The sequence below is a fragment of the Chryseobacterium sp. MEBOG07 genome (assembly GCF_021869745.1).
GTDB lineage: Bacteria > Bacteroidota > Bacteroidia > Flavobacteriales > Weeksellaceae > Chryseobacterium > Chryseobacterium viscerum.
On the sequence record NZ_CP084579.1, the window covers coordinates 2,112,530 to 2,138,902 of the forward strand.

A 26,373-nucleotide genomic window follows, 5' to 3' on the forward strand; every position below is an offset into this window, starting at 1 on the left:
ACATTGTGTGATAAAAACTTTGTTGAAAGAATATTTTTATTATTTTTATAAAAAACTAATACATGAAAATAAATGATAATTATTCATTCATAAATATTTACTTAGGCAAAATATTTTATAAATAATCCATTTTATTTTTAATAATACAATTTACTTACTCGTTGGTAAGCTGGTCTTGCTATGGGCATAGGATACTGTGTTATTAAGAATATATACCGACAGAACTCAACTTAAACATACAATCAAACCAAATCATTCTTATGCAAAAACAACACACGCACACGCATGGCTGCACCCATTGCTCTTGTGACAATCCTATTTTGAAAATTTTTAAAGAAGAACTTTTCAGTGCAGAAAATCTCACGAAAATAAATCCCGGTTCCGGAAAAGCTACCCATGAAAAACCACAAACTCTGATGATCAGTGGAGGAACCATTCGGCCTATGATTGAAGGGTCAACAGCTAATGTGGAAGCTATTGGGGTATCTGATGGAAAAGTGGTTATAACCGGTGAGAAAAAAGAGGTAGAAGAATACATGGTCAAAAATCATCCAGGTTTTCATAAAAAGGAACTCACCGGAACCCAAACTTTACTGCCTGGTCTTATTGAGCCCCATGTTCATATGGTTCCTACGGCAATGATGCATGGCTGGCTGGATTTGAGCCCTTTTGAGGAACAGAATTTACGTCCTATATACGATTTGACTTCTGTTGGATTAATCATCAACAAGAACATTCCTAAAATTCCCGGATATGTCATTTTAGGAAGAGGGCTAGATCCGTCATTAATGCCTTTTGAAGAAATAAATGGCAAAAAAGAGTTAATAACAATTAATAATACGGTACTTGATGGTATTAATGCTGATACGCCTATGATGCTGTTAAGTGCTTCCATGCATACGCTTTATCTGAACACTAAGGCATTGAAGCGTGTTTTTGATCACAGTACTGAGATTCAGGACAATTATAAAACTGTTGAAAGATATATTAGTGAAACCAAAGGCCAGTTGCAGGAAGGTTTACAAATGACACCTGCATTGAAGGTCGTAAAGCTGCAGATCATTGTGATGAGCATACAGATTAACAGTTATCTGACTGATCTTTTTAAAACAGCAAACTCCAGAGGAGTTACTTTTATGTATGATGCCGGCCTGAATAAAGGTTCAGAAATACTTTTGACCAAATATTTTGAGACTCATCCTGAATTGGTGAGGACAGGTGGGGCATATCTTTGCTCAAGCCAGGAAGATGTTGATAAGCTGGATCCTTATAAAGAGCCGGATCACTACAAGCCTGTATATTGTGGACACATAAAAGTGGTTTCGGATGGCTCCAATCAAGGACTTACCGGATATCAGAGTTCTCCATATTTGTGTGATCCTGCTGACAACACAGGGGTATTCAATTTTCCACAGGCAGGTATTCCTGCCCATACGATTCCGCCAAGTTATAATACCCTCATCAATACTGTTGTTGCCGTAAAAGGCTGGCCGCTGATGGTGCATGCCAATGGCGATCAGGCCGTAACATTTGCGATCAATGCTTATCAGCGTACTCTCGCTCAATACAGAGGTCCTGAGCTTCGTAACCGTATAGAACATTGCTCACTTCTGACAGCGGATCAAATTACTAATATGCTGCAAATGGGAGTTTCACCGAGTTTCCTTATCGGGCACGTGGGGTATTGGGGATATGCTTTTAAGAAAGTAATATTCGGTGAAAAGGCACAAATGCTTGACCTTTGCGGTTCAACTCTTGCTGCAGGTATGAGAATTACTCTTCATAGCGATAATGAGGTAAGCCCATTAGGACCTTTGAGAATGATGGAACAATCGATTACCAGAATTATGGAAAGGAAGACAACAAGCATTGAAGTCTTAAATAGCGCCGAATGTATTACTCCTGAACAAGCTTTGATTGCTGTTACTTATGATGCTGCATGGCAGTGTTATGCAGATAAATGGGTAGGTTCATTAAATACAGGTTACTTTGCTGATTTCGTCATATTGGAGCAGGATCCTCTTACATTAACGACTCAGGCCTCGCAATATATGAAAATGCGAAACATCCCGGTATTGGAAACCTGGGTGGGTGGCATCCCTGTTTATGTAAACGCTAAGAACGCAAAAGCAGTGACCGAAAAAGACATGACCCTTTCAGAAAACCAGTAACAGGTCATACAAAAAATGGTCTGATTAGCTAATCAGATATCAATCAGAGTAGATTATTTTCTACTCTGATTTTTTTATACCCAGATTCCAGTTAATCGCAGGAATCTTTCAAAGAAGGATTCGGATTCTTAGTTTGTTAAAATGGGGATTTGAAAATTTTATTTAAAGTACTGCAGATCTCCTGCAACTACAGAATGGAGAGTCCAAAAAACTTTCGTAGGAATTAAAAATAAATGAATTTTGAACCCCTGTAATTACGAAACACAATCATTTCATTTCAGAAAAATAAAGTCTCCTGCAACTACAGAATAGAGGGGTCAAAAAACTTTCACAGGAAATAAAAAAAAATCAATTTTGAACCCTGTAATTACAAAACACGATCATCCTGTTTAGGAAAAATAAAGTCCACTGCAACTATAGAATAGAGAGGCCAAAAAACTTTTATAAGAGGTCAAGAATGATGAAATTTGAGCTCTAAGGAATCCGAATAATCATTAAATTCAAAAAAATAGTATACCAAGAAAATAGGCTTGGAATAGTATAGGAAAACGTAAGTGGTTTTGTTAATATCAAACAGAACTACAGGACATTAACAAAATGGATGGTTTTCTTAATGATCGTATAAACAATTCACTAATTGATAGGACGATAAAAGAGGAGTAAAATCAAAAATTGCTCAAAAAAATATAGAATTCTATCTAGGGCGAACAGTCCATGAACACTATAGATCTTTCCAATTATCAATTTTATCAAAATTAATTTTCAATAATCAAATGAGTACACCATTAAATATAATTTTCAGCTGGTTCGAAAAAGGTGATATTCCTACAGAATATCAGTTTAAGGAGACCTTTTCTTCATTCCGCCATTTAGATGAAAAAATCAAAATGGATGAGGTGATGGGCTTATATGAAGCTTTTCAAAAAACGTTGTCTACCACAACTTTTACAAATCATCTGGAGGATGAAAATGCACATCATTTAGTGCTGGCAAAGCTTAATGCGTCCAATCTTACTGCTGCCAATATAGATGAATGGAAAGAAAAATTAAAAATCAAATTAGCGGCTACTATAGATGGAGGTGAAGAGGCTGGAAACGTCTATACAAAAGAGCAAATCGGAGAAATTGTAAATATATTTCAGGCAAAGGATGAGGAAATGCTTGAAGGTATTATGAAAATTAACGAAATGCTGGCCTCTAATGATGTAAATCTTGATAAACTTCAGGAGATCGTAGACTATATCAAAGAAAACAGGGAGCAGATAAAATTGCTTCAAGAATCGGTCATCAGAAATATTTTAGATGATAAAATCTATCTCGTTGGGAGGTATACAAACTGGGGTGCGATCACTTATCAAAATCAGTTTAATGATTTGGTATATGATAAAATTAAAACGATCGAAGATCTGGCCAGTTCCGAAAAAATTAAATACGAAGAGAGAGTGAGGGGAGACTCCAGGATCAAACATGATCTTGATACATTAAGTTTTGTGATGGATGCTTATGACATCGTTACAAAGTTTACAGTACCCCTTAAAGTGAGAAGAATAGATACCAATAATATTGAAGTGCTGTTTGACTCATTACCACCAAATATAATTCAAATAACAATTAAAAAAATATAATTATGGACATTAAATACGCTTATTATCGAAGTTCTGTTGGATACAAAATAGAAGGGAAAACAGACAATGATATTCTAACCGCAGGCGGTAGCACGAGATCAATTAATTCTTTCTGGCATGATGGAAATTTAAATCCGTTAGACTATGTGCCCAAAACAAGAACTTTAACAATTAACGGTACAGCTTATGATTTGTCAGCAAACAGATCATTTACAACGCCAGACACCATTACCCGTCTTAAAGGAGGAGCATCAGGTTCTTTGGTTTCCGGGGATGTTACCCTTGCAGCAGGTTCTAATATGGTGGTTAATCAAGCCGGAAATACAATCACATTAGCCTCTACGGATACAACTTACAGTGCGGGTAATGGTTTGACATTGACAGGAACTTCATTCTCCTTACCGGTTGCTACTTCAGGTACAGGAAATGTGGTTACAGGAATTACTCAGACGACCAACGGAATAACAGTGAATCTGGGCTCTATGCCTACTTCAGCAGATTTGGCTAATTATGTTCCTTTATCACAAAAAGGTGCGGCGAATGGGGTTGCTTCATTGGATGCATCGGGTCAGGTGCCTGCATCTCAATTGCCATCTTACGTGGATGATGTTTTGGAGGGATATTATAAATCTGCTGACGGAAAGTTTTACAAAGAAGCGGCTTATACTAACCTCATCGCCGGGGAGACAGGTAAAATTTATGTATCTCTTGATACCAACAAAACTTACCGATGGACGGGAACAACGTTTGTTTATATTACCTCCGGAGCGGTAGATTCTGTAAATGGATTAACAGGTGTTGTTGTCTTAAACAAATCTCATGTTGGCTTAAGTAATGTTGATAATACGGCAGACGCCGCGAAAAACGTTCTTTCTGCTACAAAATGGACTACAGCGCGAACGATTACGCTTTCCGGAGTTACTGCAACGGCACAAACAATTGACGGTTCCGGAAATGTAGCAGTTCCTATTACTGCTGTTCCTGCGACATTACTTACAGGGATCGCAGCAATCAATACAACCGGATCAGCGGCAAAATTGACAACACCGAGAACAATTTCTGCAACAGGTGATGCTGCATGGACAACCACTTTTGACGGTTCAGCAAATGCTAGCTCAGCGTTGACATTAGCTGCAACAGGGGTAACTGCCGGAACTTATAATGAGGTTACAGTGGATTCTAAAGGTAGAGTTATTGCCGGAAATAATAATGTAAAATCATACACTACTGCTATTTCCGGAACGTCGAGTGTGGCGCACAACTTAGGGACTAGAAATGTAGATGTTGCCATGTATGACACCGTGACATTTTACAAAATTGATGGCAGGATAAAATTAACTGATCCTAATAAAATAGATGTTGAATTTGATTCTGCTTTGCCTAATACTGTATCAATAACAGTAACCCGTAAAGATATTTAGAATGGATGTAAAATATGCATATTATAGCACTTCTAAAGGCTATAGAGTAGTGGGCGGTACAGCCGCCCACTTTTTAAAGGCGGATGGTTCCTTAGATAGTAAAGAGTATATTGATAAGAATTCAGAGCAAACCATAGATTCTACTAAAACCATAGGTATTCAAAATACGATATATTCCGGATGGGACAGATCATCAGTAGCTAACCCACAAATGGGGCCAATCTCTTTACTTAATCTTGCATTACAAGGAGCTTATCCTTTATATGGAGATGAGGAATTCAGAAATGGAACCAATAATATAGCTGTTTATAATAACTATGGTAATGGTAATGTAACCATGACCAGAGAAGCGGCCTCTAATCTTCCGAATAAGTCAGGAATGCAATTGAGATTCAATTACAATGGTAGTGGAGCGACTCCTGGTTTAGGCGGATTTATATTAGGATTTATGGCAAGAACTAATGCTGTATTTATTCAAAAGTTTATGGCTAAACTTCCTGTAGGATATTTATTTAATAATGCTGAAAACTACATGGGAGCTAATGCTTCAGTCACTTGGTTAACATCAAGAGCCGGGACTGGAAAATGGGAAACTTATGTTAGAGCAGTGATGTGCGGAACTGGAACTGGTTTTGGAACTGGAGGTCATGTATATGTGAGTGGTCCAAATACTGCACTGGAATTCTATTTAGCTTTTGCTGAAATTTATGAAGTAAACAGCTCCGTATTTTCCAGAATAAAAGAAGCTTTCTATGCTAAGAATGAAACAATCCATTTTAATGGAGCTATATCTGATTTAATTACTGTTGGGGATTCATATACTCAGAAAAAATTATTATCCACATCATGGGATGGAACTAATGGAGATCAAATTCTCTTAAGGGTTCCGGGAAATCAAAATAATGGAGCTTATCTCCGATATTCTCAGAATGGAACTTTAAATGGTAATATAGGATTATTGGGGTCAGATAATTTAACGGGTGGCCAGATACTCAATTCTCAAGGAGATATTCTGTATCTGGGAAATCCAGCATTACCCAATATGCTACTTCAAACGACTACCAATACTCAATTTAATTATGCCGGAGTGGGTAGTATTTATAACTTTAATGTAAATGGAGTTTACTTAGATAGAAATATTAATTTTAATCAGGATAACTCTGGCGTTAATTTCTTTGATGGAGGTAAGATTTATAAAAAAGCTGGAGGGGGAGTCCATATTAATAAAGGAAATAATGGACTGGATCCCAGAATTGAAAATGCGGATGGGTCTCAATCATGGGTAATATTCCATGGAGGAAATCACAGTCCTTTTAAGAGTTTAAGAAATGGAGCTGTTTTAGAAGATGTTTCAGAATCAGGGATTTACAGACAGGAAGTTCCAACATCCGGATTTAATTATACAACTACTTTAAACCTAAACTCTTCTGATGGCAGGCAGCAACTTACTATTGAGAGAACTGGAAAAGGAATGAAATTCCGCGGAACTCCTACAGGTTCAGGAAATGCAAGCTGGTCAGAATGGAGAGACGTTTATCATACAGGGAACTTTAATCCTGCAAATTATATAACACAATTGGCTTTAAATACCCAGTTAGGTAATTATGCTGCATTGAATGGTGTTCAGACTTTTACAAATACCAATACTTTTCAGCGAAGTCCTGTTATTCCGCCAGGAACTTTAGGGACTCATGCTGTAAATGTAAATCAGCTAAGTACAAAAGCTAGTGGTCAGGAAAATGCTACGGCAGTTGGTTTCTCGTCTGGAAATGTACCGACTTCAGATGGAAATTCGTTTCCGTATATGTATCATAATTCAGGGTTATATGTAGCATTAGCAACACAGTCTTATCTACAAACAAACTTTTTAAGTACCCCGAATGGTACCTCTGTCATCATATCAGGTTCAAATCTAAATAATTACCTTAAAACAGGTTTTTACAGAGGCTCAGGATTAACTAATGCACCTTTTAATAATACTGGTTGGTGGTATGTGACCGTTGAAACTCATGATGGTACCTGGGTTACACAAAAGGCAACTTCATTTGGTTCAGGTAACACTTCCAATATAAGCTACCAAAGGACTATGGCTGGAGGTAACTGGTCAGATTGGGCACAAGTTTGGACCGCTCAGGATTTTACTGCAACGAATATTCAACAATGGAATTATATGGCGCAGTACGGGTTACAGCTGAACTCGGACTTTTCAGTCAATACAGGATCAGCTTTAGCTATTGGAGATGGTCAATTTGGGGCTGAATCAGGTGTTATAGATTTTAAATGGAAGGCCCTTGTAGCCGCAAAAAGAAAAGAATATTACTGTTATGGTTCAGAGCATGATGGATGGTCTGGTCTCAACTACCATGGGGAGAGTAAACTCTTTGGAATGGGAAGGGAGTCTAATAAGTATGATAAGTTAACCGTAGAAGGCTCCGTAAAAGCCAGTAAAAACTTTAAGTCAGAGGAGGAAAACCCAGATACAATGTTTATTCCTAATGGGAGAACAGCTACTCTTAAAGATGAAATTATTAATGATCAATCTGATCCTGATAACTATGCTGTTAGATTAGATCCACACGAATATGAGTTCGCTTCTTCTGGGAATCTTTATATAGACGATAGAAACAGACTTCTCCATATTATTGGAGAAAAGACTAAAATGGTGGCGAGTTTCAAAGAAATCTATCCAAAACAACAGATCGTTATTTATAATTTTGACAGTGGCGGAGGAACCATGGGAGTTGATATATATGGCAAAAGAGTATATAATATTAGCGCAGGCTGTTCCCTTAGATTGTATGTGACAAGATCACGAAGAGTGATTGCAGAACAAGAACAGAAATCTAAGTTTATTTGGCCATAAAATAGAACAATTATTCTACGGAATATAGAAATTAAAAACTTCTCACAATAATTTAAGATAAAGCCCGCAGTTAGAGGATAAAAGTCTTCTGATTGTGGGTTTTTTTGTTGTATTACGATGAGAGTTGTAACTATAAAATTGATACCTATATCGATGAAAAAATCAAATAGATGAATATATAAGAAGAGCATCAAGTGTTTTTAAGTTAAAGAGAATTACAGAACGCTTTTTCAGCCTTAAATTTCTGATAATTTGTAAACATTTATAAAAACAAATCCCAACTCTCGTCAGGATTTATTCATTTTTCAGTTTTGCACTCTATCCATTACAAACAAAATCCTTGCTAGCTTTAATTTTTAGATAGAATTGATATTAAAATCGATAACCAATACTCAATCCAAGCTTTATTACCTGGTCATGATCTATTTTGTCTGCGTTGAACAAAAGTCTTCCATAGCCTGCGTTGGCTTCAAAAACAAATCCTTTTTTTGTGACCAGTTTATAGCCCAGACCCGCGCCTAATGCGAGATCATAAACATTTTTACCTTCAGTGAATGTCACGTTGTCTGGTGCGTATATTTTTTTTCCATCAATGGAAGTGAACATTCCAAATCCTTCGACAAAAAAACCGGAAGCATATTTCTTTCCAAAATAATATCGGTAATAAGGGGAGATGAAGTAATTCATATCATCCTCTTTTGTATTATCATATACAACAAATGCAGAGATTCCCAATGATGAGTGTTTGTTAAGATGTCGCTCGAAACCTACTTCCACAGCACCGGATAATGGTGAAATAAGATTCAGTTTAATTTCATTTTTTTTCTCATACGGATCTCCATTGTTTTCGTTATTTTGAGCCTTGACAGAATAGAAAGCAAACAAAATGATGAGCAATAAAAAGTTTTTTTTCATAAAAATTTAATTTGAATTATTTAACTGCAAAACTCAAATAATTCAAATTAGAAAGGGTTTCAAAAGCTTAAAAATGGAGAAAATGGTACTTATTTGATGGTGTTTTTGTATTCATTGGGCGTCTGACCTGTAACTTTTTTAAAGGCTTTATAGAAAGTCGTTTTTGAAGTAAATCCAGATTCTAAGCCCATCGTCAGCAACGTATAGTTTTCATATTCCGAATCTGATATCATTTCCTTGACAGCTTCCACTCGATATTGATTGATATAATGAGCAAAGTTGTCTCCTGTTATCGTGTTTACAATTTGTGAAACATATCCCGCACTTATGCCTAGCTTTTCAGCGACTTTTTCTCTGTTTAATGTACTGTCGGTATAAATGTGCTGATCCTTGCAAAGAAGTTCCAGTTTTTGAAAATAAAGATTATCGGCCGTGATAGATTCCTTATATTCTTGAGATATATTCCTTTCTACAACTTGCAGATTGGAATATGGAATAGCTGAATCATTATTTAGAAAATTATAGATAGCCTCTTTGTTTTTGGCCAATTTATATTTGTAAATACCTATATAAGCGGTCCAATGAATGATGAATGTTGCAAATAAAGCCACGGCACTCATGGTAGAAGAAATGTCATAGTTAAAAAGTAAGCCCGCTAAAGCGGCAATAAGCCAAGCAAATAACAATAAAGAAACAATTGTTAATAAAGTAAGTATCCATTTTTTTTCCTGTGAATCCTTTAAATGTCTTATCATCAAATAAGAGTAAATCGGCAGAAATGGAATGAATGTAACGGCTAAAAAAAGTTGAATAAGACCAAGTATTTGAATGATAGCGATGCCTGACTCGGAAAAAGTATAAACTCCTGCAACATGATCAAGATCGTTTACAATGTTAAGGACAGCGGAGTAGGCAAATGGAATAAAATATAAATAATTTCTTAGTTTGTTTTTTCCATTATGATCAACTCTGTTTATAATAAAAAGGAATAGAAAAGCAGGAATTAGAAATACCCACTCGATGTTGTCTAAAATATGCAGAAGAGGGTAGGAGGTAAATACCTGTTCAATATCAAAAACATGAGTCAGTAATTTAATTGAAAGGGTAAATAGTAAGCAGGCTAAATACTTATTTGAATTGCTATTAAATAGGGAAGATTTTAATATAACTACGCCTAAGACTATTCCCTGAAAAATCGCAATATTTAAAAGTGTTGTATAGATCAATTTTATAAAAGTGGTTATAAGGATTTATGGTGGCTAAATGTACCTCTTTCATAAGGATTGATAAAAAGAATTAACTTTTTAAGAATTAGGAAATGAGCTCGGCTAAAATTATTTGATGGCATTATACAAGCTATCAACTACTTTTCTAAAATTTCTCCAGTTTCATTAAAACTGGTGTTTGTCAATATGGATATCCCTATATTTTGTTTAGGATAAATCACAAACCAATTCTGCATTCCGTATATACCACCGTGATGTCTATACATGAATGTATTATCATTTTCTATGATGTACCAGTGATACCCTTCCCAAAAATCAGAACCTTCTTTATATAGTTTTTTATGAGATTCATTGACAATAAGATTTGATGGGTCAAGCTGCAATTTCATATATTTTACTAAATCCGGAGCCGTAGAGTGTAATCCTGAAATTCCACCCCATAAAGTTCTGTTGAAGTTGGGCATGAGCTCGTTTTTATCGTTATAACCTTTTACCAATCTCGTTCTGTCATTTTCATTGAGGGTAAACTTAGTTTGACTCATGGCATTGGGTTTCAAAACAAATTCAATGATCAATTCCTCAAAAGATTTTTGATACACTTTTTCAAGGATATAGGCTGTCAGCTCCGGTGCCGTGTTTGAATAGGAATAGAGTTCTCCAGGTTTCGTTTCAATTTTGATGAGTTTTAATCCTTCAAAAAAAGCCGTTTTATTTTCGCTTTTTATAGGGAAATTAGGAAATCCACTGGTATGTGTGATGAGGTGCTTGATTCTTATAGGTTCACCTTTGAACTCTAAATTGCGATAAGGTTCATTGAGATAGATTCTAATATCATCCTCTAAATTGAGTTTTTTATCAAGTACAGCTTTAGCGGCTATATAACCTGTAAAGGTTTTAGTCACAGAAGCTAATTCATAAAGTGTAGAATCGTTGGGTTGGTTTCCCTTTCCAATAGTTAATTCTCCAAAATGTTTTATCGTGGATTTTCCATCTTTAAGCACTGCAATGGAAACAGAATGAAATCTTTTGTCCTCTAATAGCTGAAGAGCATTTTTTGTAATCGCATTTTCAACATTTTGTGTATTGATTGGGTGAACACTTTTACACCCAAATAAGGCAAAAAATAAAATAGGGGCTACATATTTCATGGTCAAAATTTTAATTTGATATTCATAATCTGACGCAAATATGCTGTAGAGAATCCAGAAAAAAGTCCGTATAAAAAAGTCGGACTCATTTTATTCATTAAAATGAGTTCGATTTTTTACAGTCTAAAGTTCGATTTTTTACAATTAATTAATTATCAGCTGTTTCTGAATGCTGTTGGTGTTTGATTTGTATATTTTTTAAATGAAGTATGAAAAGAAGATTTTGAATTAAAACCCACTTCATATAAAATTTCTAGTACCGTATATTCTTTTTTCGTGGGATCTTTCAGAATGGTCATTGCTTTTTTAATGCGGTATTCATTCACAAAATCAAAAAAGTGCTGATTGATATGATGGTTAATCAAAACAGACAACTCACGAACAGGAATTTCCACCTGATCTGCCAATTCCTGAATTGTTAGAGAGGGGCTTAAAAAGGGTTCTTTTTCAGCCATGAATTTTTTAAGCTGTTCGATCTGAAAACTTTTTGTTTCGTCGGTTGTATTTTCAGTTTCCAGCGTTTCGGCAAAATCTTTTGTTGGTTGTAAGGTGGAATCAATTCTGCGAAAAAGCTCGGGGTAATTTAATGCCTTTAAGATAAACCAGCAGGCAGCCAATAAAAACACGGTTCCCGCAACAATATTCAGCCAGATAAATAGATCTCTATGCTGGGTGTATCTTACGATGTTTTTTAAAATAATACATACATGGATGACTAAGAAAATCATGGTAAGCTGAGACAGCCATTTGTATAACAAGGTGTTGGGATTCGTGTAGTTTTCAAGATAAATCTTCTTGTATTTTTTAAGAACAAGGAATACCCCAACAATATAAAAGAAATATTGCAGTTCCCCAATCAGTTGATAAACCAACATTTCAGGAGAGTTCCACATCGTTGTAAAGAACTCTTCTTTAGCAGCACCTTCTGCCAGATAAAGTCTTGGAACCAATATTAAGTTGACGACAATAAAAGGAATAAGATGCAGTAAATGCTTTCTTTTTAAGGTGAAATCAGAATAGCAAACGGCATTTACATACAGATAGAAAAGAGGCATTACCAATAAGTAAGCAGATATTTTGAAAGCTTTCAGATTATAACTATCCACAAAAAGATGCATAAAAAGTCCGCTGATATCAATGGCATTAATGATAAGGAACGCGGCAAATAATCTGTTTTCCAGTTTCCTTTCTGTTTTTACCGTTAACAAAAATACGGCAAGCAGCAGCGATACAAAAACAGCCATCGCAGCAATAACTTCCAGAAAACTTAATTTGTCCATTAGTTTTTTTACAAAAATAGGATATAAGTCATAAAGAGAAATGATTGTCAATCATCATTTTTCAAATATTGTATTTTATCATTAATAGTCCTTCAAATTTCATTAATCTGTTCTTTCACAATCTAATGCTTCAGTGGGTTGAGATTATTTTTATTTTATTATTTTCAATAAAAACAGTTTAAATTTCGTATATTTATAAAAATGTCTATTAATACTTTATGAAATAAGTTGTAAACATTAGTAATTTTTAAATTAAATAAAATGAAAAGTGTTTATGTAAGCGAAAGCGACGGACATAGAATTGGTGAAACTCCAATGAAATCAATAAGTATAGCATACTTAATTTTAGTACATCGCTTACCGAATCAATTTAAGAAGCTTTTTAAAGCCATCTACGATTCTACTAACTTCTACCTTATTCATATTGACAAAAAAGCCAATCAGGAAATTGGTAAAGATGTAAAGGATTTTTTAGAACAATATCCAAACGTACATATCCTAAACAGCGAAAATGTTATTTGGGGAGGATATAGTATGGTTCAGGCTGAGTTGGATGGTATAAAATACCTGTTGAGCATGAATGCAAAATGGGATTATTTTATCAACCTAAGCGGGCAGGATTATCCGTTAAAATCACAAAAAATCATCAAAGAGTTTTTATCGAAAAATAATGGTAACAGTTATATTAAGATTGACAATCAGGAAAAAATAAGACCTGAAACCATGAATAGAATTGAGAACTATTTTGAAGAATTGGAAGATCGTATTTCTGAAAAAACTCATAAAAGAGGTTTTATGAAAGATGTCATCCCTTATATTGGAGGACAATGGATGATTTTGACGAGAGATTGCTGTGAATTTATAAACAGCAATGTTGAGGTTAAAAAATTTGAAGAGTATTATTTAAATACACTCATTGCTGATGAATCTTTCTTTCAAACCGTTTTAATGAATACTTCATTTAGAGGAACTTTAGTCAATGATGACAAAAGAGCAATTATCTGGATTCCTGACGGAGACATCAAATTACGCCCTAAAACATTCACCAAAACAGATATAAGCTTCCTCCAAACAGGAAATCATCTTTTTGCCCGGAAGTTCGATGATAATGTTGACAATAAAATAATTGATTATATTAAGATGAAATATGATGAGCCTTTTAAAACATCAGTAAAAATAACCCATGTGAAAAATATTGAGAGAAATTTTAATCATCTGAACTAAAAAGAGTATTGAAATTCTAATAAAAAAACCTTTATCAAACTTGATAGAGGTTTTTTTATTGCTGTTAAAAGCTGGCAAATCTCTGTTGCGCAAAGTCTCCCGACTTTGAGCTGGTGAATAAGATTGTTTCTTTTAAACTTGGTCTAAAGTAGGAGGCTTTGGAGAGCGTATTATTCTCTTTTATTGATTTTTTTTCTAAACCAATTCTTTATTTTTTTTAAAAACTCTAGATGAATATTTTCTAACCTATATATATGTTCATCTAATTCCTTTAATAGTTCAAATTGTTTTTCAATATATTCATTGAAACCAATGATCTTGTCATCATAAAGTTTTTCATTTTCTTGCAGAGCTTTTTTAATTTCTTTAAATGTCATGAATTTATAGGGTGATTTTTTTACTTGATCTCAGCATTTCTCTGACAGCGATCATAAAATTATTGCTAAAGTTATGGTTCTCCATAATCAAAAAATCCCAGCAGAGCTGAGATTTTAAAGGACCTTTGTAATAATTCTAAAATTATTTTGAATCTCCAGGTTTGTGTTTGTGAGGTTTTAGATCCGGATGCTTTGGTTTTGTTTCCGGTGTTACTCTTCTCCTTTTGTCAGGAGTTCCGTCAGCCTTATCAGGTTTTGGACCAGGTTTAATTGCCTTAATTGTTTCCATAATAAAATTTATTTAACATACTAAATTTAAGGTAAGTCAAACTTCCTACATTACGGAAAACCACAATTGATGTATTATAATCTTCTTATTTTTATATATAAATAACTTAATATGATACTAACGTTAATTAATATCTTATTTGGTATTGGTGAATTTTTCTCAACAACATTCTTAATTTTAATTATTTTATCATTCTGCGTTTATCTCTACAGGATTTCCAAATATAAAAGGTATCAGAAATCTAAATATGCAATTTCATGTCTTTCAATCATATTAACTCTACATTTAGTAGTCTTTCCTCTTCTATATACTTTAATGCTCAAAAGTAATCCAGCTAGTTTTGAATTTAAAACAGCTATTCATGATAGTCGAAAACGAGTGGTGCTTAATGAGTGGATTGATGATTCGAAGAATATTCCTTATGAGATTAAATCTCTCGAAAATATTAAAATTTCAAATTATACTATCCTAAACAGGCAATTAAAACAATTGAAACAATTAAATTTTACTGAAAGTAATATATTATTTACAGATTACAAGATTAATTTGCCAAGTAAAAATTTTGACTTTACAGCAACTATCTATATTTTTGATAGAAAAGGTATTTTAAAAAAGGAATTGTATAAAGATGGAACTCAGGCTGAATTAGATTCTGTGAAATTTGGAAGTATAATAAATCAAAATATTAAATACCTTAAAAATGAATTGCATTATTATAAAGTTAAAAAAGCAGAATTAGATAAAAATAATTTTTGGACTTATGCAACACTACTTCCATATAGTATATCTTCAATATTTACAGGAAATATGTCTCCATTAACGCCAATGGCTAATATATTATATACTATTCATTATGCTGTCATCTATTGTATTGGGATAGGCATTTTTCTTTATTTTCTAATTAAAAATCTGGAGTTCATTATTAGAAATCGAAAATCTTAATTCTTTTGACTATGATTATGAAAGTGTTGCGTTTTTTCAAATATTGTTTTTTTTATTTTTTACTTTAAGTAATATCTCTAAAGTCTGAAGGCTTCGAAGAGCGGAGGTAAATAGGATCATTCTCTTTGATTTTGCTCCAAAGTCAGGAGACTTCGGAGAGCGGGGGATTGCTTTGCTTAAAAAATCCCAACGAAAGCTGGGATTTTTTTATTTTAATGTATGTTGCAAAGTCTCCCGAATTTGAGCTAGTAAACAAGATCATTTTCTTTAAACTTGCTGCAAAGTTGGGAGGCTTCGTAGAACTAGGGAACAGGAAGCAAGTTTATCCAATATCTTGTAAATGAACTCTATATTTTAATCCATTTTGCCAGACTATTGTAGGTCTATTATTTTTGTATTTTTCTTTTATTACTTTAGAAATATGTTCATTCGCAATCATATCACTATCGTAAAAATTTGGAAGCTTGAAATTGTGCTTATAATTAAGATGTAATTCTTCAACTAAACCCTTTGCAAAATCAAAATTTTCTAAATCATAAAAAATTTCATATTCATCTAAACCAATGTTTTTTCTCGATAGAAAAGAAAAATAAGATAAAATACATTCGAGAATTGTTTTATGTGAAAATTTATAATCGCCATTTGAATTTCTGTTTAAAAGTGTTCTGCTACGAATTTCTAATTCATTTAAATTTATATTATTTTTGAATGCAATTGCTTGTGATTCTTCAAAACTAATAAAATACCCATTTTCTTTATAGTTATTATAAATAGATATTGCTAACTCATATGTAAATAAATACAAATTACTTTTAAAAATATATCTTTCTGATTCAAGATATTTATTAGATTCTCTATTAATCCAAGCTTCGATTAATGTTTCATATACTTCAAATTTTAAGAAGTCATTTCTATTTAATTTTACCAAATCGTCAATATAGGATAATAACATAGGGCGGAAGAAAATATCTTTTGTGCTCAGAATAATTTTTTTTGCCTTTTCTTTCTTTTCAATTTCCCAGAAAGGGAATGTATTCTTTAGATATTTATTAACATCGGCTTTATTGAATGGTGAAAGGTAAACCTTTTTAATTATATGAAAACCATTACCTTCTGTGTTGTATTTTTTTATTTTTAGCTCGAATGGTTCATCTTTTTCATTTATAAAAAAATTAGTTCGACAAGTGATTATTACCTGTTTAAAGTGAGAGACTGAATTTATTAATTTGTCCAAAAACAAAGAGTAATTATTTGTCTGTTCGTGAAAAAAAAGATTTGATTCGTCAAGTGCATCCAATAACAATATAGTTTGCTCAGGCTCTGGAATTTCAGAAATTATTTTTTTTAATTCGTCAAAACTTTCTCCTAGAGGTAAAAGCTTCATTTTTTCATTTGAAAAAACAATATTTCTAATGTTTTTGTTATAAAGTCTAAATAGATTTAGAAGGAAAGTAGTTTTCCCCATACCTGCATCTCCTAATATTATATAGTATTTCTGTTCAGGATCTTTAATTCTAAAAACATTCTTTAAAAAAAAGTTCAGTAAGTCCTCACGAACTGCAAATGCAAAATTGTTATTGTATTCAATTTCGTTTGATGGGTCAATATTTTGGCATTTTGAACGAATATATTTTTTCTTAGCAGACTGTAGAACTGTATTTGTGTAGTAAGGTTTAAGACTAAGATTGTTTTTTCTTTTTAAAAATAAATTGTAAACGTATTTAGTAATAAAAGTTATAGCTGTAAAAATAGCTCCAAAATTTATAATTTCAGCTAATATTTTAGATATTTTAGGTGTAAAAAAGTGATTGAAAAAAGTTTCAATTAATTCATTCATTGTTAATGTTTTTATATGGTATGCGCTAAGTATTTAATGATAATGATAAAATCCCAACACGTCATAATTTCCTATTACTATTCATTTATATTTTAAACATTTTTCTTAAAACTCCGCATTTATTTTAAGACTTAAACTTAGTTAAAACTTAATATAAATGTTCAAATTTATAAATCAATAGATTAGGTTTCTTAGGGGTTTCCGTAATGAACAAAAATAAAGATCATCTCAAAATTTTGAATCAGTATTTTTACTGAATTTCTTACAGATTTCGAAGAATTTCATCACAAAAAAATCCCAACTCTCGTCAGGATTATTCATTTATAAGTTTAAAGAAATCAGATAAACTAATTTTTCTTGCTTCACATATTTTAAAAAGTGTTTCAACTGGTATTCTGTAAGTTTCTTCACTTTTAATTTTTCTAATAGTACTTTCTTCTACACCATGATTTTTGGCAAAAGAATTTTGTGACTTGCCTTCTTGAAGCCAAGGTATCAACCATTTTTTTGTAATGTATAAACAAATTTTTTCGTTTATATCTGTCATAGAGCAAATGAAATAATTAAATAATAAAAAATTACGGTCGATCGACCGTAATTAAATTTCTTTTCTTACATTTATAAAAAAATACAAACTCATGAAAAAGATAAAAACAGATTTTGATCCCCGGTTTCGGGCAGACAAGAAACACTCAGGGTTGCAGTTGATGGAAACGTTCTTTCAGTTCAATGAGCTGGATGTTTCCAAAGAAAGGCTCAGCAACATTATGAATTATGCAGTAAAGAGAAATAGTTGGATCAATGAAGATATGGCGGTGATCTTTCAGTTTCATCAGTCGATGAGGTCGTTGATCAGGGCAGGATATCTCATCATGCTGAAGGAAAAGAAATGGACTGTCGATACTCAACCGGAAAAGATTTCCCCGTGGGTTCTTGGTCTGCTTTCGGAGAAAGAATACCGGAATCCTCTGCTGGTTTTCAAAAACGCATTCAGAGAATACAGCATCAAAGAATTTGATTATTTTATGTCCGGAATCGTCTATTTCTCAATGGGTGTCTATGAAAATCTACCGGAAAGAAATATCGTTATGCCCTACATTCATACGGTTAAAATGCTGGATGCTGCACACCTTATACTTCAAAGAAGGAGAGAAAAGAAGATGGAGGACACCCATTCAGAATAAAAAAGTTGAGCATAATGAAGCTAAAGCCTTGCGTTAGAAAAACATACCATCAGTACACTATTTTTGATTACAAAGATTAACGCAAAGTTGATGGATAATTCCGCTTTATTATAAGTGGGCAAAATGATGCAACTTCGTCGCTGATGAAGCATTATGCTTTTCCATGCGCTTCGACGAATCAACGAAGTTGATTCTATGCTTTGCTTTCTGAAAACATGCATAATGTAGCTAAAGCTTTGCGTTAGAAAAACATACCATCAGTACATTATTTTGATTACAAAGATTAACGCAAAGTTGATGGATAATTCCGCTTTATTGTAAGTGGGCAAAGTGATGCAACTTCGTCGCTGATGAAGCATTATGCTTTTCCCTGCGCTTCGACGAATCAACGAAGTTGATTCTATGCTTTGCTTTCTGAAACTCTGCATAATGTAGCTAAAGCTTTGTGTTAGAAAAACACGCCATCATTACATTATTTTGATTACAAAGATGAACGCAAAGTTGATGGATAATTCCGCTTTATTGTAAGTGGGCAAAGTGATACAACTTCGTCGCTGATGAAGCATTATGCTTTTCCCTGCGCTTCGATGAATCAATGACAAATGATTGTCAATAATCATTTGTCAAATATTGTGTTTTATTGTATCTGTTGCGCAAGGTCCCTAGAGTTTGAGCTAGTAAATAAGATTATTTCCTTTACACTTGCTCCAAAGTCAGGAGACTTCGGAGAGCGGAGACGATGAAGAGCATTCAATACTTGTTATTCAAATATCAATCAGAGTAGATTATTTCTGCTCTGATTTTTTAAGGGGTAACAGTTGCAATGATGGTCTCTTAAAGTAACCTCGACAGGATTCAAACTTTTTCTTAAATGATCAAAAAAACACTTTATTTATCGGGTTTTTCAAATAGCGATTTTTTATTAGTGACAAAATTAGTACAGTTTTTAATCTATTAATTCCGTTACTGTCTAACAAAATTAATAATTCACATTGAATTGAACAAAAACTTGTGTAATAGTTCAAATAGTTTTACATTTGTTCAACAACTTTTATAGTCCTTTTATATTTTTTCAAAGCTTTATATATTTGATCGATTTAATTATATACAATGAAAAAATTATTATTAGCTGTTTTACTTACAACAGTTGTAGCTTGTGAAAGAGAAGAGGGTAAAGTTGAAAAACAAGAAAACTCTAAAAACAAAGTAACACTATTTAAAAACAATGAAAAAGCTTTTAGCAAAACTGATTCTGCCGATTCAATTCGTGTTAAGAATATCTCACCAGCAGCAGCAGGCTTACAGGACGAATCGGAAGATGTTGATCCGAAAGATATCAACCCTCCTAGAAGATAATCCTTTTATTCAAAAAATTTTAAAATTTAGAAAAGAGATAAACATCTTTTTAACTAAATACAGTAGAAGCATTAAAGTAATATCTTCTACTGTATTTTTAATTTTTGCATCACTGCTTCCTTATTCTGATATTTTCCTGGATATTTTTATAGATACTAAATCTATAGAAATGAATAGGTTTCCCAATCTTTCAGCTGCAATTTGGTCTTATTCAATGCCAATAAGTAATTTGCTCGTTTTATATATTGTGAAAGAAAAAAATCCTTGGTATGTCGCATATATATTTCCGATTTACGTTAATATTACTATGTTATGTGGATTTCTATTCTTAGATTTAAACATAAATATAAAATCTGATTGGGTTTTTAGAATAGTAACATTTTCTATCAGCATAATTTTATTCATATTATGGAGAAGGTTATTTGCTAGCTATTTTAAAACAATTATAACAGAAGACAGATTGGATTTTGAAATTAAAAAAATTACGGAACTAGGAGATGACCAAAGAACAGCTTAAAATTTGTAATGAATTGTTTTCAATTGCAAAACAGCAATTTGAAAATGATGTAATAACTAGAGAAGAATATGTAGAAACTCTGCTATTAATAAAAAGTAAGGTAGACGAAATAAAAAAAGGATTTGATAAAATAGATTTCACATATAAAACATTTAAAAAACCTATATTTGAAATTAACGTAAAAGAAACAGTTAATTTTGTTTTATCAATGAATTAATATTCTTTAAAAAAAACTCTTTCAGATTGAAAGAGTTTTTTTATTATGATTTTTTACTTATTTTTTTTCTAAAGTTCTAATTTCTTCAGGGCTAGAAGAGTTTTTAGAATTTGAAGTATAATTTCATTATCCAATGCAAATACATCTATTTTATCATTTAACTTTTGAACAGATGTAATTATAAAATCTAACTTTTCGTTTAAAGTTAATAAAGTGACAGGAGAGTGTTGTTGATTTTCAAATGTGTTAATAGCCTCTTTTAATTTTTCCAGATTCCTAATACTTGGAGACTTTGATCTCCCATCTAAAATCTTATCAATTCCTACGTGAGAAAGGTCAGTTAATTTGGACAACTGATAACCTGATAGTTTCAATGCTTTTACTCTATCTAAAATAAATAATAAAAGTTCCTGTCTAACGGCTTGATTTTCAGTTGTTTTGTTTAGCATAGTGAAATTTATTTTAAAAAAAGTTTAAAAAGTTACATTAAGTTGGTGAACTTTTGTTACTTTTGTGTAAAGATTCAAACAAATGTACGAATTTTTACACACAAAAAAATAAAAACAGGATATGGCATTTTATATCAAAAACGAAATGATTCAGCAACTTAACGATAATGGGAAATTCAGAATTCGATTAGCTGCTGCTTTAGAAGTAAGCGATAGGGCTGTATATGATATTGTGAAAAAAAGTCAAAAAAAGCCTATACCTAATTCAACTTTAACAAAAAAAGCAGCCTTAGATTTTTTCAAGCAAGAAGGATATGAAGAGGATAGCTTTTTAACAAAAATAAAACCGGTTATAAAACCGTAATGCTTATTACTGTAAGATACGAAGGGGCCGTAAATACCAGCTAAGAAGTAGTGCAGTATCTTAAAAATTAATAAAAGCACTTCAAGAAAGGGACTTAAAATAAACTTATTCTTCAATGATTGTCTAATTTTTAAGAGCAAAGTCCTGATCAGCGTAGAAGTTCAAAAAGTGCTTTTTCTTGGTCTCATAGTTCAGTGGTTAGAGCATCTCGCTCATAACGAGAAAGTCGGGAGTTCGAATCTCCCTGAGACCACACTCATGTTTATTTGAGTTTTCATGGTTATTAGTTTTTACCCGGTCTCCGGACCGGGTTTTTTGTCAAGTTGCCTGAGTGGTTTAAGGTAGTTGGTTTTCCAAACACAGAGCAGTTCGATTCTGCTACTTGACACAGCTTAATTTTTTGAGCAGTTGAAATTAGTTTACCCGGCTGGCTTTTGCCGGTCGGGTTTTTAATTTAAAAAGAAGCTGCTTATACATTATATCAAAATAAACAAGCAGTCTAAATATGATTTATAATTCGGATATCAGAGACTTTATTGAGGTAGAAAAACATAAAATAAAAAAAAGCAAAACTAAAGTACCTACAATAATGGATTTAGTAAAAGATCATAACCAAGTGATTTTGTTAGTATGTCGATGTTGTGGTAATGTTTTCGATTTGAGAATGGAGTCAAAAATAGAATGCCCAAAATGTAATAGTACAAACTTATTATGAAAATTTTAAAATCCATCATCCGAAGATTTTTTTTCTGGGTTTTTTCAGATCAATTGGAGGCTTTGCATTTTTATTTAAGTGAGAATAAGAAAATAAACAGGAAATTAAAAATATGCTGAATAATATTGATGTTAGCGTTGATCACAATTTAATGTCAAAATCATGGGCTGTAATTTCAATTCAAGGTCAAAAAAAAGATTTTATAAAATTCATTGATTTAGATAATAATGATATAAGACATATCCAGGAATTCCTTAAAAAATTTGACCGAAAAAAATAGATGCATCACCAGAAATTTACAGACTATTCAATAGAGGATTCTTTTAAAGTACATATATGAAAACAATCAATTCAAGGCAATATAAGCAGCTAACTATTTTTTGTAAGCATCTTTTCAAGGAACAGAATTATATCAGCCAGAAACGTCTGAATTTACTTATACAGCAACAATTGAATCCATGTTCTACAAGGTACAGGAGAAACTTAATAGATCTGCAGCTCATTTATGAAAAAACAAATTGATTTATCCAGGGCCTTTACTCTACCATTTTAAGCAAAGAGACTTTTTTACCATAAATAAACTGCTAAAAGAAGGTGAAGTTAAGATATCCGGAAAATCTATACAAATCACTACAGTTAAAATAGAGACACTTAATATAGAATTCCCGGTGAATTGGGAATTAACATATAAAACAAAAACTAAACTAATTTTCAATGTCAAAAATATCACAACAAACCATTGACGAGATTAAAGATACACCGTTATCTCAGGCTCTGAATGGATTTATTAAGCTAAAACCTTCCGGTTCTGTATTGAAGGGGATTTCTCCCTTCAATATTGACGAAAAGACACCGTCCTTTATGGTTTCTGATAGTAAGGGAATTTGGAAATGCTATTCATCCGGTAAAGGAGGAAAGGATTTGATTAAATTCTTAATGGAAACAGAAGCACTTGATTACTTGTCGGCTGTCATAAAGGCTGCGAAAGAATTACAGATCAATATCAGATATGATCAGGAAACATCCGAAGAAAAAGAGAGGAGGGAGAAAAAGGAGATTCTCCAAGATATTGTTACTAAAGCAAATGAATCTTACATAAATAATTTTAAGAGACTTCCTGCTGACCATTGGGTAAAAAAATACATGATTGAAGTCCGTGGTTTCACTCCAGAAATTTTAGATCTTTTTGATATTGGATATTCTTTCAATGACAGTCATCTTACAAAGATTATTAAAAGTCAGGGGCTTTTATCCGATGCTTTGGAGTTAGGTCTTGTAAAGAAAGATAAGGTTAACGAAACACAACATTATGACTTCTTTAGGGATCGTGTTATGTTTCCGATTATTAATCATAAAACATACTGTATTGGATTTACAGCCCGTATAAATCCGGAAAAATCTGATGAAGTAAAACAGAAGTATCTTAATTCTTCTGACAGTATCATTTTCAATAAAAGTACTGCTCTTTATGGTTATAACCTTGCTAAAGCTAAAATAAAGTTTTTCGGATATGCACTATTAGTTGAAGGGCCTACTGATGTCATGCGAATGCACCAGGTCGGATTTGATAATGCAGTAGGAACTCTTGGAACAGCCCTAACAGTTGACCAAATTAATTTGTTAAAGAAAGTAACGGATAAAGTAGTTATTTTCAGAGACAATGATAAAAATGGAGCAGGTCAAAAGGCTGCCATCCGTGATATGGAATTATTACTTAAAAACGGAATGCTTGCGGAAATAATTGTTCCTGAACATGAAGGTGATGATCCAGACTCGATCGGCAAAAAAATGGGTGATGATTCTTTATCTTATTTATCAGCTCTTCAGGAAGATTCTGTAATGTATTTATTGAAGAATAAGTACCAGGAATTAATGGCACCAGCAATCCAGGAACGTGATGAAGAAATAAAGAAACATAAGAAAGAGACCGGCAAGGATTTAAAGCCAAAAAAATTAATAATGTCTCCTGCCAGTAAAAAGGCATTCGTAGAATTTACAGGCAAAGTGATAAGCTATGTTTCTGATAGTTTAGTCAAAAATCAATATATAAAAATTGTAGTCGACCGCTTTAAAGATGATATCTCTACAAAAGAAATCAATGACATTCTAAAAGATATTGAAGAGGAAAGCAAGCCTAAAACAAAGGTCTACATGAATCTTGATTGGGAATATGAATTGCCTAAAGATTTATTAGATGCCGGTTGTAAAACTGAAGACTTTATCGAAGATATCCAGAGGTATGGTTTATTCATGGCAAAAAATAGGATATGGCATATTATGGGTGATGAAGCTCCATACAATTTTAAGCATGTTTCCAATTTCAGCTTTGAAATTATCCAGCATATGAGTGGGGAAACCTCTAAAAAGCTTTTCAGAATGACTAACGTTTTTGGAAAAGATGTTATTGCTCATGCTGAAAGTAACCTTTTTAATTCCGTAATCGGCTTTAAAAATATTGTTACAGATAAAGGGGGTAACTTCCAGTATAAAGCCAGTAATCAACAGCACGAAAATATTTTATCATTCCTTTACGATAAAATGGGTGATGGCCTTATGATTGAACAATTGGGATGGATTCCTTCAGCGAAATTCTGGGTATGGAACAATGAAATTATTTTACCGAAAGAAGGGAAAGTAATCCCGATGCAAGAGAATGGTGTTTATGTATATAATAAAGTTTCTTATTATTTCCCATCTGCAAACAAAGTTTATAAAGATATCCCTGGGAAATACGTTCCACAGAAAAAATTCCTTTCTATTGATAGCAGGTTAGACTTTTATAGTTTAATGGCTAAAATCGTAAAGGTTCACAAGCAAAGAGGGATGACGGCAATTCTTTTCGGTATATCAGCTTTGTTTCAAGATATCGTAGAACATCATACAAAATCATTTCCTATTTACTTTTTATACGGTGAAGGAGGATCCGGAAAAGACAATATTGCTGAAATCATTCAGTCATTTGTGGGAGAACCTCAGTCGGTTATTAACCTGGCTGCAAAGTCTTCTACTCTTACATCACAAATCAGAAAGATATCACAGTTTAACAACGGTATTGTTCATTTCTCTGAATATCGTAGAGGCTTAAACCTGGACGAACTGATCAAACAATATTTTGATAGAAGGGGTCGTGAGATTGGAACTACAGAAAGTAAATTTTCTACAGATGAAATTCCTATGACATCAGCTGTAGTGATCACCGGAAACGAATACTCTGAGGACTCTCCAACTATGTCCAGACAGCTTTTTGAAGAAATTTCAGTCAGCAAGCATACTGAAGAAGAAACAGATGCATACAATGATCTTAAGGAAATGGTTATTGAAGGATTTTCAAAGTATAGTAATCAGTTTATTTTAGATAGGGAAAGGTTTGAAAAGAGCTTTTTAAAGGAATATAATATGAATAAAAGGCACCTTTCAAGTCTTCCGGATCTTAAAGATACAATGAGTAGAATGATTCAAAATTTATCAGTTCTATACACTACCTATACTTTGTACTGCGATACGATTAACTTTCCTTTTACAAAGCTTGAGCTTGAAAACCATTTTGCAAAGATTGTAAAGAATATGAAAAATAAAATGGCAGGAGCTTCTCCGATATCCAGATTCTGGGAATGTTTTATGGCTTCAATGCGTGGAAATTCTTCTGAGGTTATTATGCTTCATAAGGATTATAAAGTAGAAGGTAATCTAATCTTTATCAAGTTTACACAGGTTTATAATACGGTCTTAAGCAGATGGCTAAGAACATATAAAGAAACAATACCTGCAAAATCTGAAATGCTTGAAATGCTTAAAAATGACAGCTCTTTTTATAATTACAAGGATAAATGCAGAATAAGTAATAACGCAAAGGTAGGGCCTACCAGTGCATTTATTTTTGATCTGAATAAAATGATCTATGTAAAAGATGATATTCTATCCTTATATGAGCTACAGAAGAATCATGGCTCTTTATTTCAGGAAACTATCCCAGAAGATGAAACCGTAAAATTTGCTGCTGAAAACGATTAAAAAAGGTTTTTTTAAAAACTATATATAAGAGAAAAAAATGAAAATCTAAAAATTATAATCCTACAAATACTACAATATGTATAACGTATTGAAAATTAAAAAAATACAATTAAATAACTATGTAGTAAATGATGTGTATTGTGTAGTATTATGTAGGATGAAAAAAACAAAACCCTACAAAACCCTACACTTTTTGATAAAAACATCCATCCTGTAGGGAAAGAAAAAATACTGTAAAACAT

At 32.7% G+C, this 26,373-nt stretch carries 20 protein-coding genes and 1 tRNA gene; 12 read left to right on the forward strand and 9 right to left on the reverse strand.

The features are described 5' to 3' along the window. Window positions 1-260 precede the first annotated feature (260 nt). The 4 genes from LF886_RS09585 to LF886_RS09600 all read left to right on the forward strand — a co-directional run bounded on the left by LF886_RS09585 (window position 261) and on the right by LF886_RS09600 (window position 8,080). Window positions 261-2,171, forward strand: a complete 1,911-nt coding sequence (locus tag LF886_RS09585; protein ID WP_236853889.1) for an amidohydrolase — start codon at window positions 261-263, stop codon at window positions 2,169-2,171. Between the two features lie 773 nt (window positions 2,172-2,944). Continuing rightward, window positions 2,945-3,796: a hypothetical protein gene (locus tag LF886_RS09590; protein ID WP_236853890.1), complete on the forward strand. Its 852-nt coding sequence runs from the start codon at window positions 2,945-2,947 to the stop codon at window positions 3,794-3,796. A 2-nt stretch (window positions 3,797-3,798) separates the two neighbouring features. Further along, on the forward strand, window positions 3,799-5,217 hold the full coding sequence (locus LF886_RS09595) for a hypothetical protein (protein ID WP_236853891.1): 1,419 nt from the start codon (window positions 3,799-3,801) through the stop codon (window positions 5,215-5,217). Between the two features lies 1 nt (window position 5,218). Further along, window positions 5,219-8,080, forward strand: a complete 2,862-nt coding sequence (locus LF886_RS09600) for a pyocin knob domain-containing protein (protein WP_236853892.1) — start codon at window positions 5,219-5,221, stop codon at window positions 8,078-8,080. A 372-nt stretch (window positions 8,081-8,452) separates the two neighbouring features. On the opposite strand, the gene LF886_RS09605 is transcribed toward LF886_RS09600, so the two are convergent. The 4 genes from LF886_RS09605 to LF886_RS09620 all read right to left on the reverse strand — a co-directional run bounded on the left by LF886_RS09605 (window position 8,453) and on the right by LF886_RS09620 (window position 12,649). Further along, complete coding sequence (locus LF886_RS09605; RefSeq protein WP_236853893.1) at window positions 8,453-8,995, reverse strand: DUF3575 domain-containing protein; 543 nt, start codon at window positions 8,993-8,995, stop codon at window positions 8,453-8,455. 89 nt (window positions 8,996-9,084) lie between these two features. Beyond that, window positions 9,085-10,221, reverse strand: a complete 1,137-nt coding sequence (locus tag LF886_RS09610; RefSeq protein WP_236853894.1) for a helix-turn-helix domain-containing protein — start codon at window positions 10,219-10,221, stop codon at window positions 9,085-9,087. Between the two features lie 137 nt (window positions 10,222-10,358). After that, a complete protein-coding gene (locus LF886_RS09615) occupies window positions 10,359-11,369 on the reverse strand; it encodes a serine hydrolase domain-containing protein (protein WP_236853895.1) in 1,011 nt (336 codons plus the stop codon). Window positions 11,370-11,524: 155 nt separating this feature from the next. After that, the gene (locus LF886_RS09620) at window positions 11,525-12,649 is read right to left on the reverse strand and encodes a helix-turn-helix domain-containing protein (protein ID WP_236853896.1); all 1,125 of its coding nucleotides are present in this window, start codon (window positions 12,647-12,649) and stop codon (window positions 11,525-11,527) included. A gap of 261 nt (window positions 12,650-12,910) precedes the next feature. On the opposite strand from LF886_RS09620, the gene LF886_RS09625 reads away from it, so the two are divergent. After that, a complete protein-coding gene (locus LF886_RS09625; protein WP_236853897.1) occupies window positions 12,911-13,873 on the forward strand; it encodes a beta-1,6-N-acetylglucosaminyltransferase in 963 nt (320 codons plus the stop codon). Between the two features lie 170 nt (window positions 13,874-14,043). Here LF886_RS09625 and LF886_RS09630 read toward each other — a convergent pair whose 3' ends face one another. Continuing rightward, window positions 14,044-14,250: a hypothetical protein gene (locus LF886_RS09630; RefSeq protein ID WP_236853898.1), complete on the reverse strand. Its 207-nt coding sequence runs from the start codon at window positions 14,248-14,250 to the stop codon at window positions 14,044-14,046. Between the two features lie 142 nt (window positions 14,251-14,392). Next, complete coding sequence (locus tag LF886_RS09635; protein ID WP_165571998.1) at window positions 14,393-14,539, reverse strand: hypothetical protein; 147 nt, start codon at window positions 14,537-14,539, stop codon at window positions 14,393-14,395. Window positions 14,540-14,854: 315 nt separating this feature from the next. On the opposite strand from LF886_RS09635, the gene LF886_RS09640 reads away from it, so the two are divergent. After that, window positions 14,855-15,481, forward strand: a complete 627-nt coding sequence (locus LF886_RS09640; protein WP_236853899.1) for a hypothetical protein — start codon at window positions 14,855-14,857, stop codon at window positions 15,479-15,481. A gap of 322 nt (window positions 15,482-15,803) precedes the next feature. Here LF886_RS09640 and LF886_RS09645 read toward each other — a convergent pair whose 3' ends face one another. Beyond that, complete coding sequence (locus tag LF886_RS09645; RefSeq protein ID WP_236853900.1) at window positions 15,804-17,318, reverse strand: NACHT domain-containing protein; 1,515 nt, start codon at window positions 17,316-17,318, stop codon at window positions 15,804-15,806. A 313-nt stretch (window positions 17,319-17,631) separates the two neighbouring features. Then, entirely contained in the window at window positions 17,632-17,865 is a 234-nt protein-coding gene (locus tag LF886_RS09650; RefSeq protein WP_047486272.1) for a helix-turn-helix domain-containing protein, read from the reverse strand. Between the two features lie 91 nt (window positions 17,866-17,956). Here LF886_RS09650 and LF886_RS09655 point away from each other — a divergent pair, with 91 nt between their 5' ends. From LF886_RS09655 to LF886_RS09665, 3 genes are all read left to right on the forward strand, one after another. Continuing rightward, window positions 17,957-18,502, forward strand: a complete 546-nt coding sequence (locus tag LF886_RS09655; RefSeq protein ID WP_236853901.1) for a hypothetical protein — start codon at window positions 17,957-17,959, stop codon at window positions 18,500-18,502. A gap of 1,110 nt (window positions 18,503-19,612) precedes the next feature. Next, complete coding sequence (locus LF886_RS09660) at window positions 19,613-19,858, forward strand: hypothetical protein (RefSeq protein WP_236853902.1); 246 nt, start codon at window positions 19,613-19,615, stop codon at window positions 19,856-19,858. Between the two features lie 497 nt (window positions 19,859-20,355). After that, window positions 20,356-20,592, forward strand: a complete 237-nt coding sequence (locus tag LF886_RS09665; protein WP_236853903.1) for a hypothetical protein — start codon at window positions 20,356-20,358, stop codon at window positions 20,590-20,592. Window positions 20,593-20,660: 68 nt separating this feature from the next. On the opposite strand, the gene LF886_RS09670 is transcribed toward LF886_RS09665, so the two are convergent. Beyond that, the gene (locus LF886_RS09670) at window positions 20,661-21,041 is read right to left on the reverse strand and encodes a hypothetical protein (RefSeq protein WP_236853904.1); all 381 of its coding nucleotides are present in this window, start codon (window positions 21,039-21,041) and stop codon (window positions 20,661-20,663) included. Between the two features lie 121 nt (window positions 21,042-21,162). On the opposite strand from LF886_RS09670, the gene LF886_RS09675 reads away from it, so the two are divergent. The 3 genes from LF886_RS09675 (at window position 21,163) to dnaG (ending at window position 26,131) form a co-directional block, all read left to right on the forward strand. Next, the gene (locus LF886_RS09675) at window positions 21,163-21,405 is read left to right on the forward strand and encodes a hypothetical protein (RefSeq protein WP_236853905.1); all 243 of its coding nucleotides are present in this window, start codon (window positions 21,163-21,165) and stop codon (window positions 21,403-21,405) included. A 180-nt stretch (window positions 21,406-21,585) separates the two neighbouring features. Further along, a tRNA-Ile gene (locus tag LF886_RS09680) sits at window positions 21,586-21,658 on the forward strand. Between the two features lie 1,176 nt (window positions 21,659-22,834). Next, complete coding sequence (dnaG, locus tag LF886_RS09685; protein WP_236853906.1) at window positions 22,835-26,131, forward strand: DNA primase; 3,297 nt, start codon at window positions 22,835-22,837, stop codon at window positions 26,129-26,131. Window positions 26,132-26,373: the final 242 nt, after the last annotated feature.

What these genes read in the sequence shown, in the direction of transcription:
- LF886_RS09585 (WP_236853889.1), top strand. Translation starts at nt 261, where the DNA reads ATGCAAAAACAACACACGCACACGCATGGCTGCACCCATTGCTCTTGT.
- LF886_RS09590 (WP_236853890.1), top strand. Translation starts at nt 2,945, where the DNA reads ATGAGTACACCATTAAATATAATTTTCAGCTGGTTCGAAAAAGGTGAT.
- LF886_RS09595 (WP_236853891.1), top strand. Translation starts at nt 3,799, where the DNA reads ATGGACATTAAATACGCTTATTATCGAAGTTCTGTTGGATACAAAATA.
- LF886_RS09600 (WP_236853892.1), top strand. Translation starts at nt 5,219, where the DNA reads ATGGATGTAAAATATGCATATTATAGCACTTCTAAAGGCTATAGAGTA.
- LF886_RS09605 (WP_236853893.1), bottom strand. Translation starts at nt 8,995, where the DNA reads ATGAAAAAAAACTTTTTATTGCTCATCATTTTGTTTGCTTTCTATTCT.
- LF886_RS09615 (WP_236853895.1), bottom strand. Translation starts at nt 11,369, where the DNA reads ATGAAATATGTAGCCCCTATTTTATTTTTTGCCTTATTTGGGTGTAAA.
- LF886_RS09620 (WP_236853896.1), bottom strand. Translation starts at nt 12,649, where the DNA reads ATGGACAAATTAAGTTTTCTGGAAGTTATTGCTGCGATGGCTGTTTTT.
- LF886_RS09625 (WP_236853897.1), top strand. Translation starts at nt 12,911, where the DNA reads ATGAAAAGTGTTTATGTAAGCGAAAGCGACGGACATAGAATTGGTGAA.
- LF886_RS09630 (WP_236853898.1), bottom strand. Translation starts at nt 14,250, where the DNA reads ATGACATTTAAAGAAATTAAAAAAGCTCTGCAAGAAAATGAAAAACTT.
- LF886_RS09635 (WP_165571998.1), bottom strand. Translation starts at nt 14,539, where the DNA reads ATGGAAACAATTAAGGCAATTAAACCTGGTCCAAAACCTGATAAGGCT.
- LF886_RS09640 (WP_236853899.1), top strand. Translation starts at nt 14,855, where the DNA reads ATGCTCAAAAGTAATCCAGCTAGTTTTGAATTTAAAACAGCTATTCAT.
- LF886_RS09645 (WP_236853900.1), bottom strand. Translation starts at nt 17,318, where the DNA reads ATGAATGAATTAATTGAAACTTTTTTCAATCACTTTTTTACACCTAAA.
- LF886_RS09650 (WP_047486272.1), bottom strand. Translation starts at nt 17,865, where the DNA reads ATGACAGATATAAACGAAAAAATTTGTTTATACATTACAAAAAAATGG.
- LF886_RS09655 (WP_236853901.1), top strand. Translation starts at nt 17,957, where the DNA reads ATGAAAAAGATAAAAACAGATTTTGATCCCCGGTTTCGGGCAGACAAG.
- LF886_RS09660 (WP_236853902.1), top strand. Translation starts at nt 19,613, where the DNA reads ATGAAAAAATTATTATTAGCTGTTTTACTTACAACAGTTGTAGCTTGT.
- LF886_RS09665 (WP_236853903.1), top strand. Translation starts at nt 20,356, where the DNA reads ATGACCAAAGAACAGCTTAAAATTTGTAATGAATTGTTTTCAATTGCA.
- LF886_RS09670 (WP_236853904.1), bottom strand. Translation starts at nt 21,041, where the DNA reads ATGCTAAACAAAACAACTGAAAATCAAGCCGTTAGACAGGAACTTTTA.
- LF886_RS09675 (WP_236853905.1), top strand. Translation starts at nt 21,163, where the DNA reads ATGGCATTTTATATCAAAAACGAAATGATTCAGCAACTTAACGATAAT.
- dnaG (WP_236853906.1), top strand. Translation starts at nt 22,835, where the DNA reads ATGTCAAAAATATCACAACAAACCATTGACGAGATTAAAGATACACCG.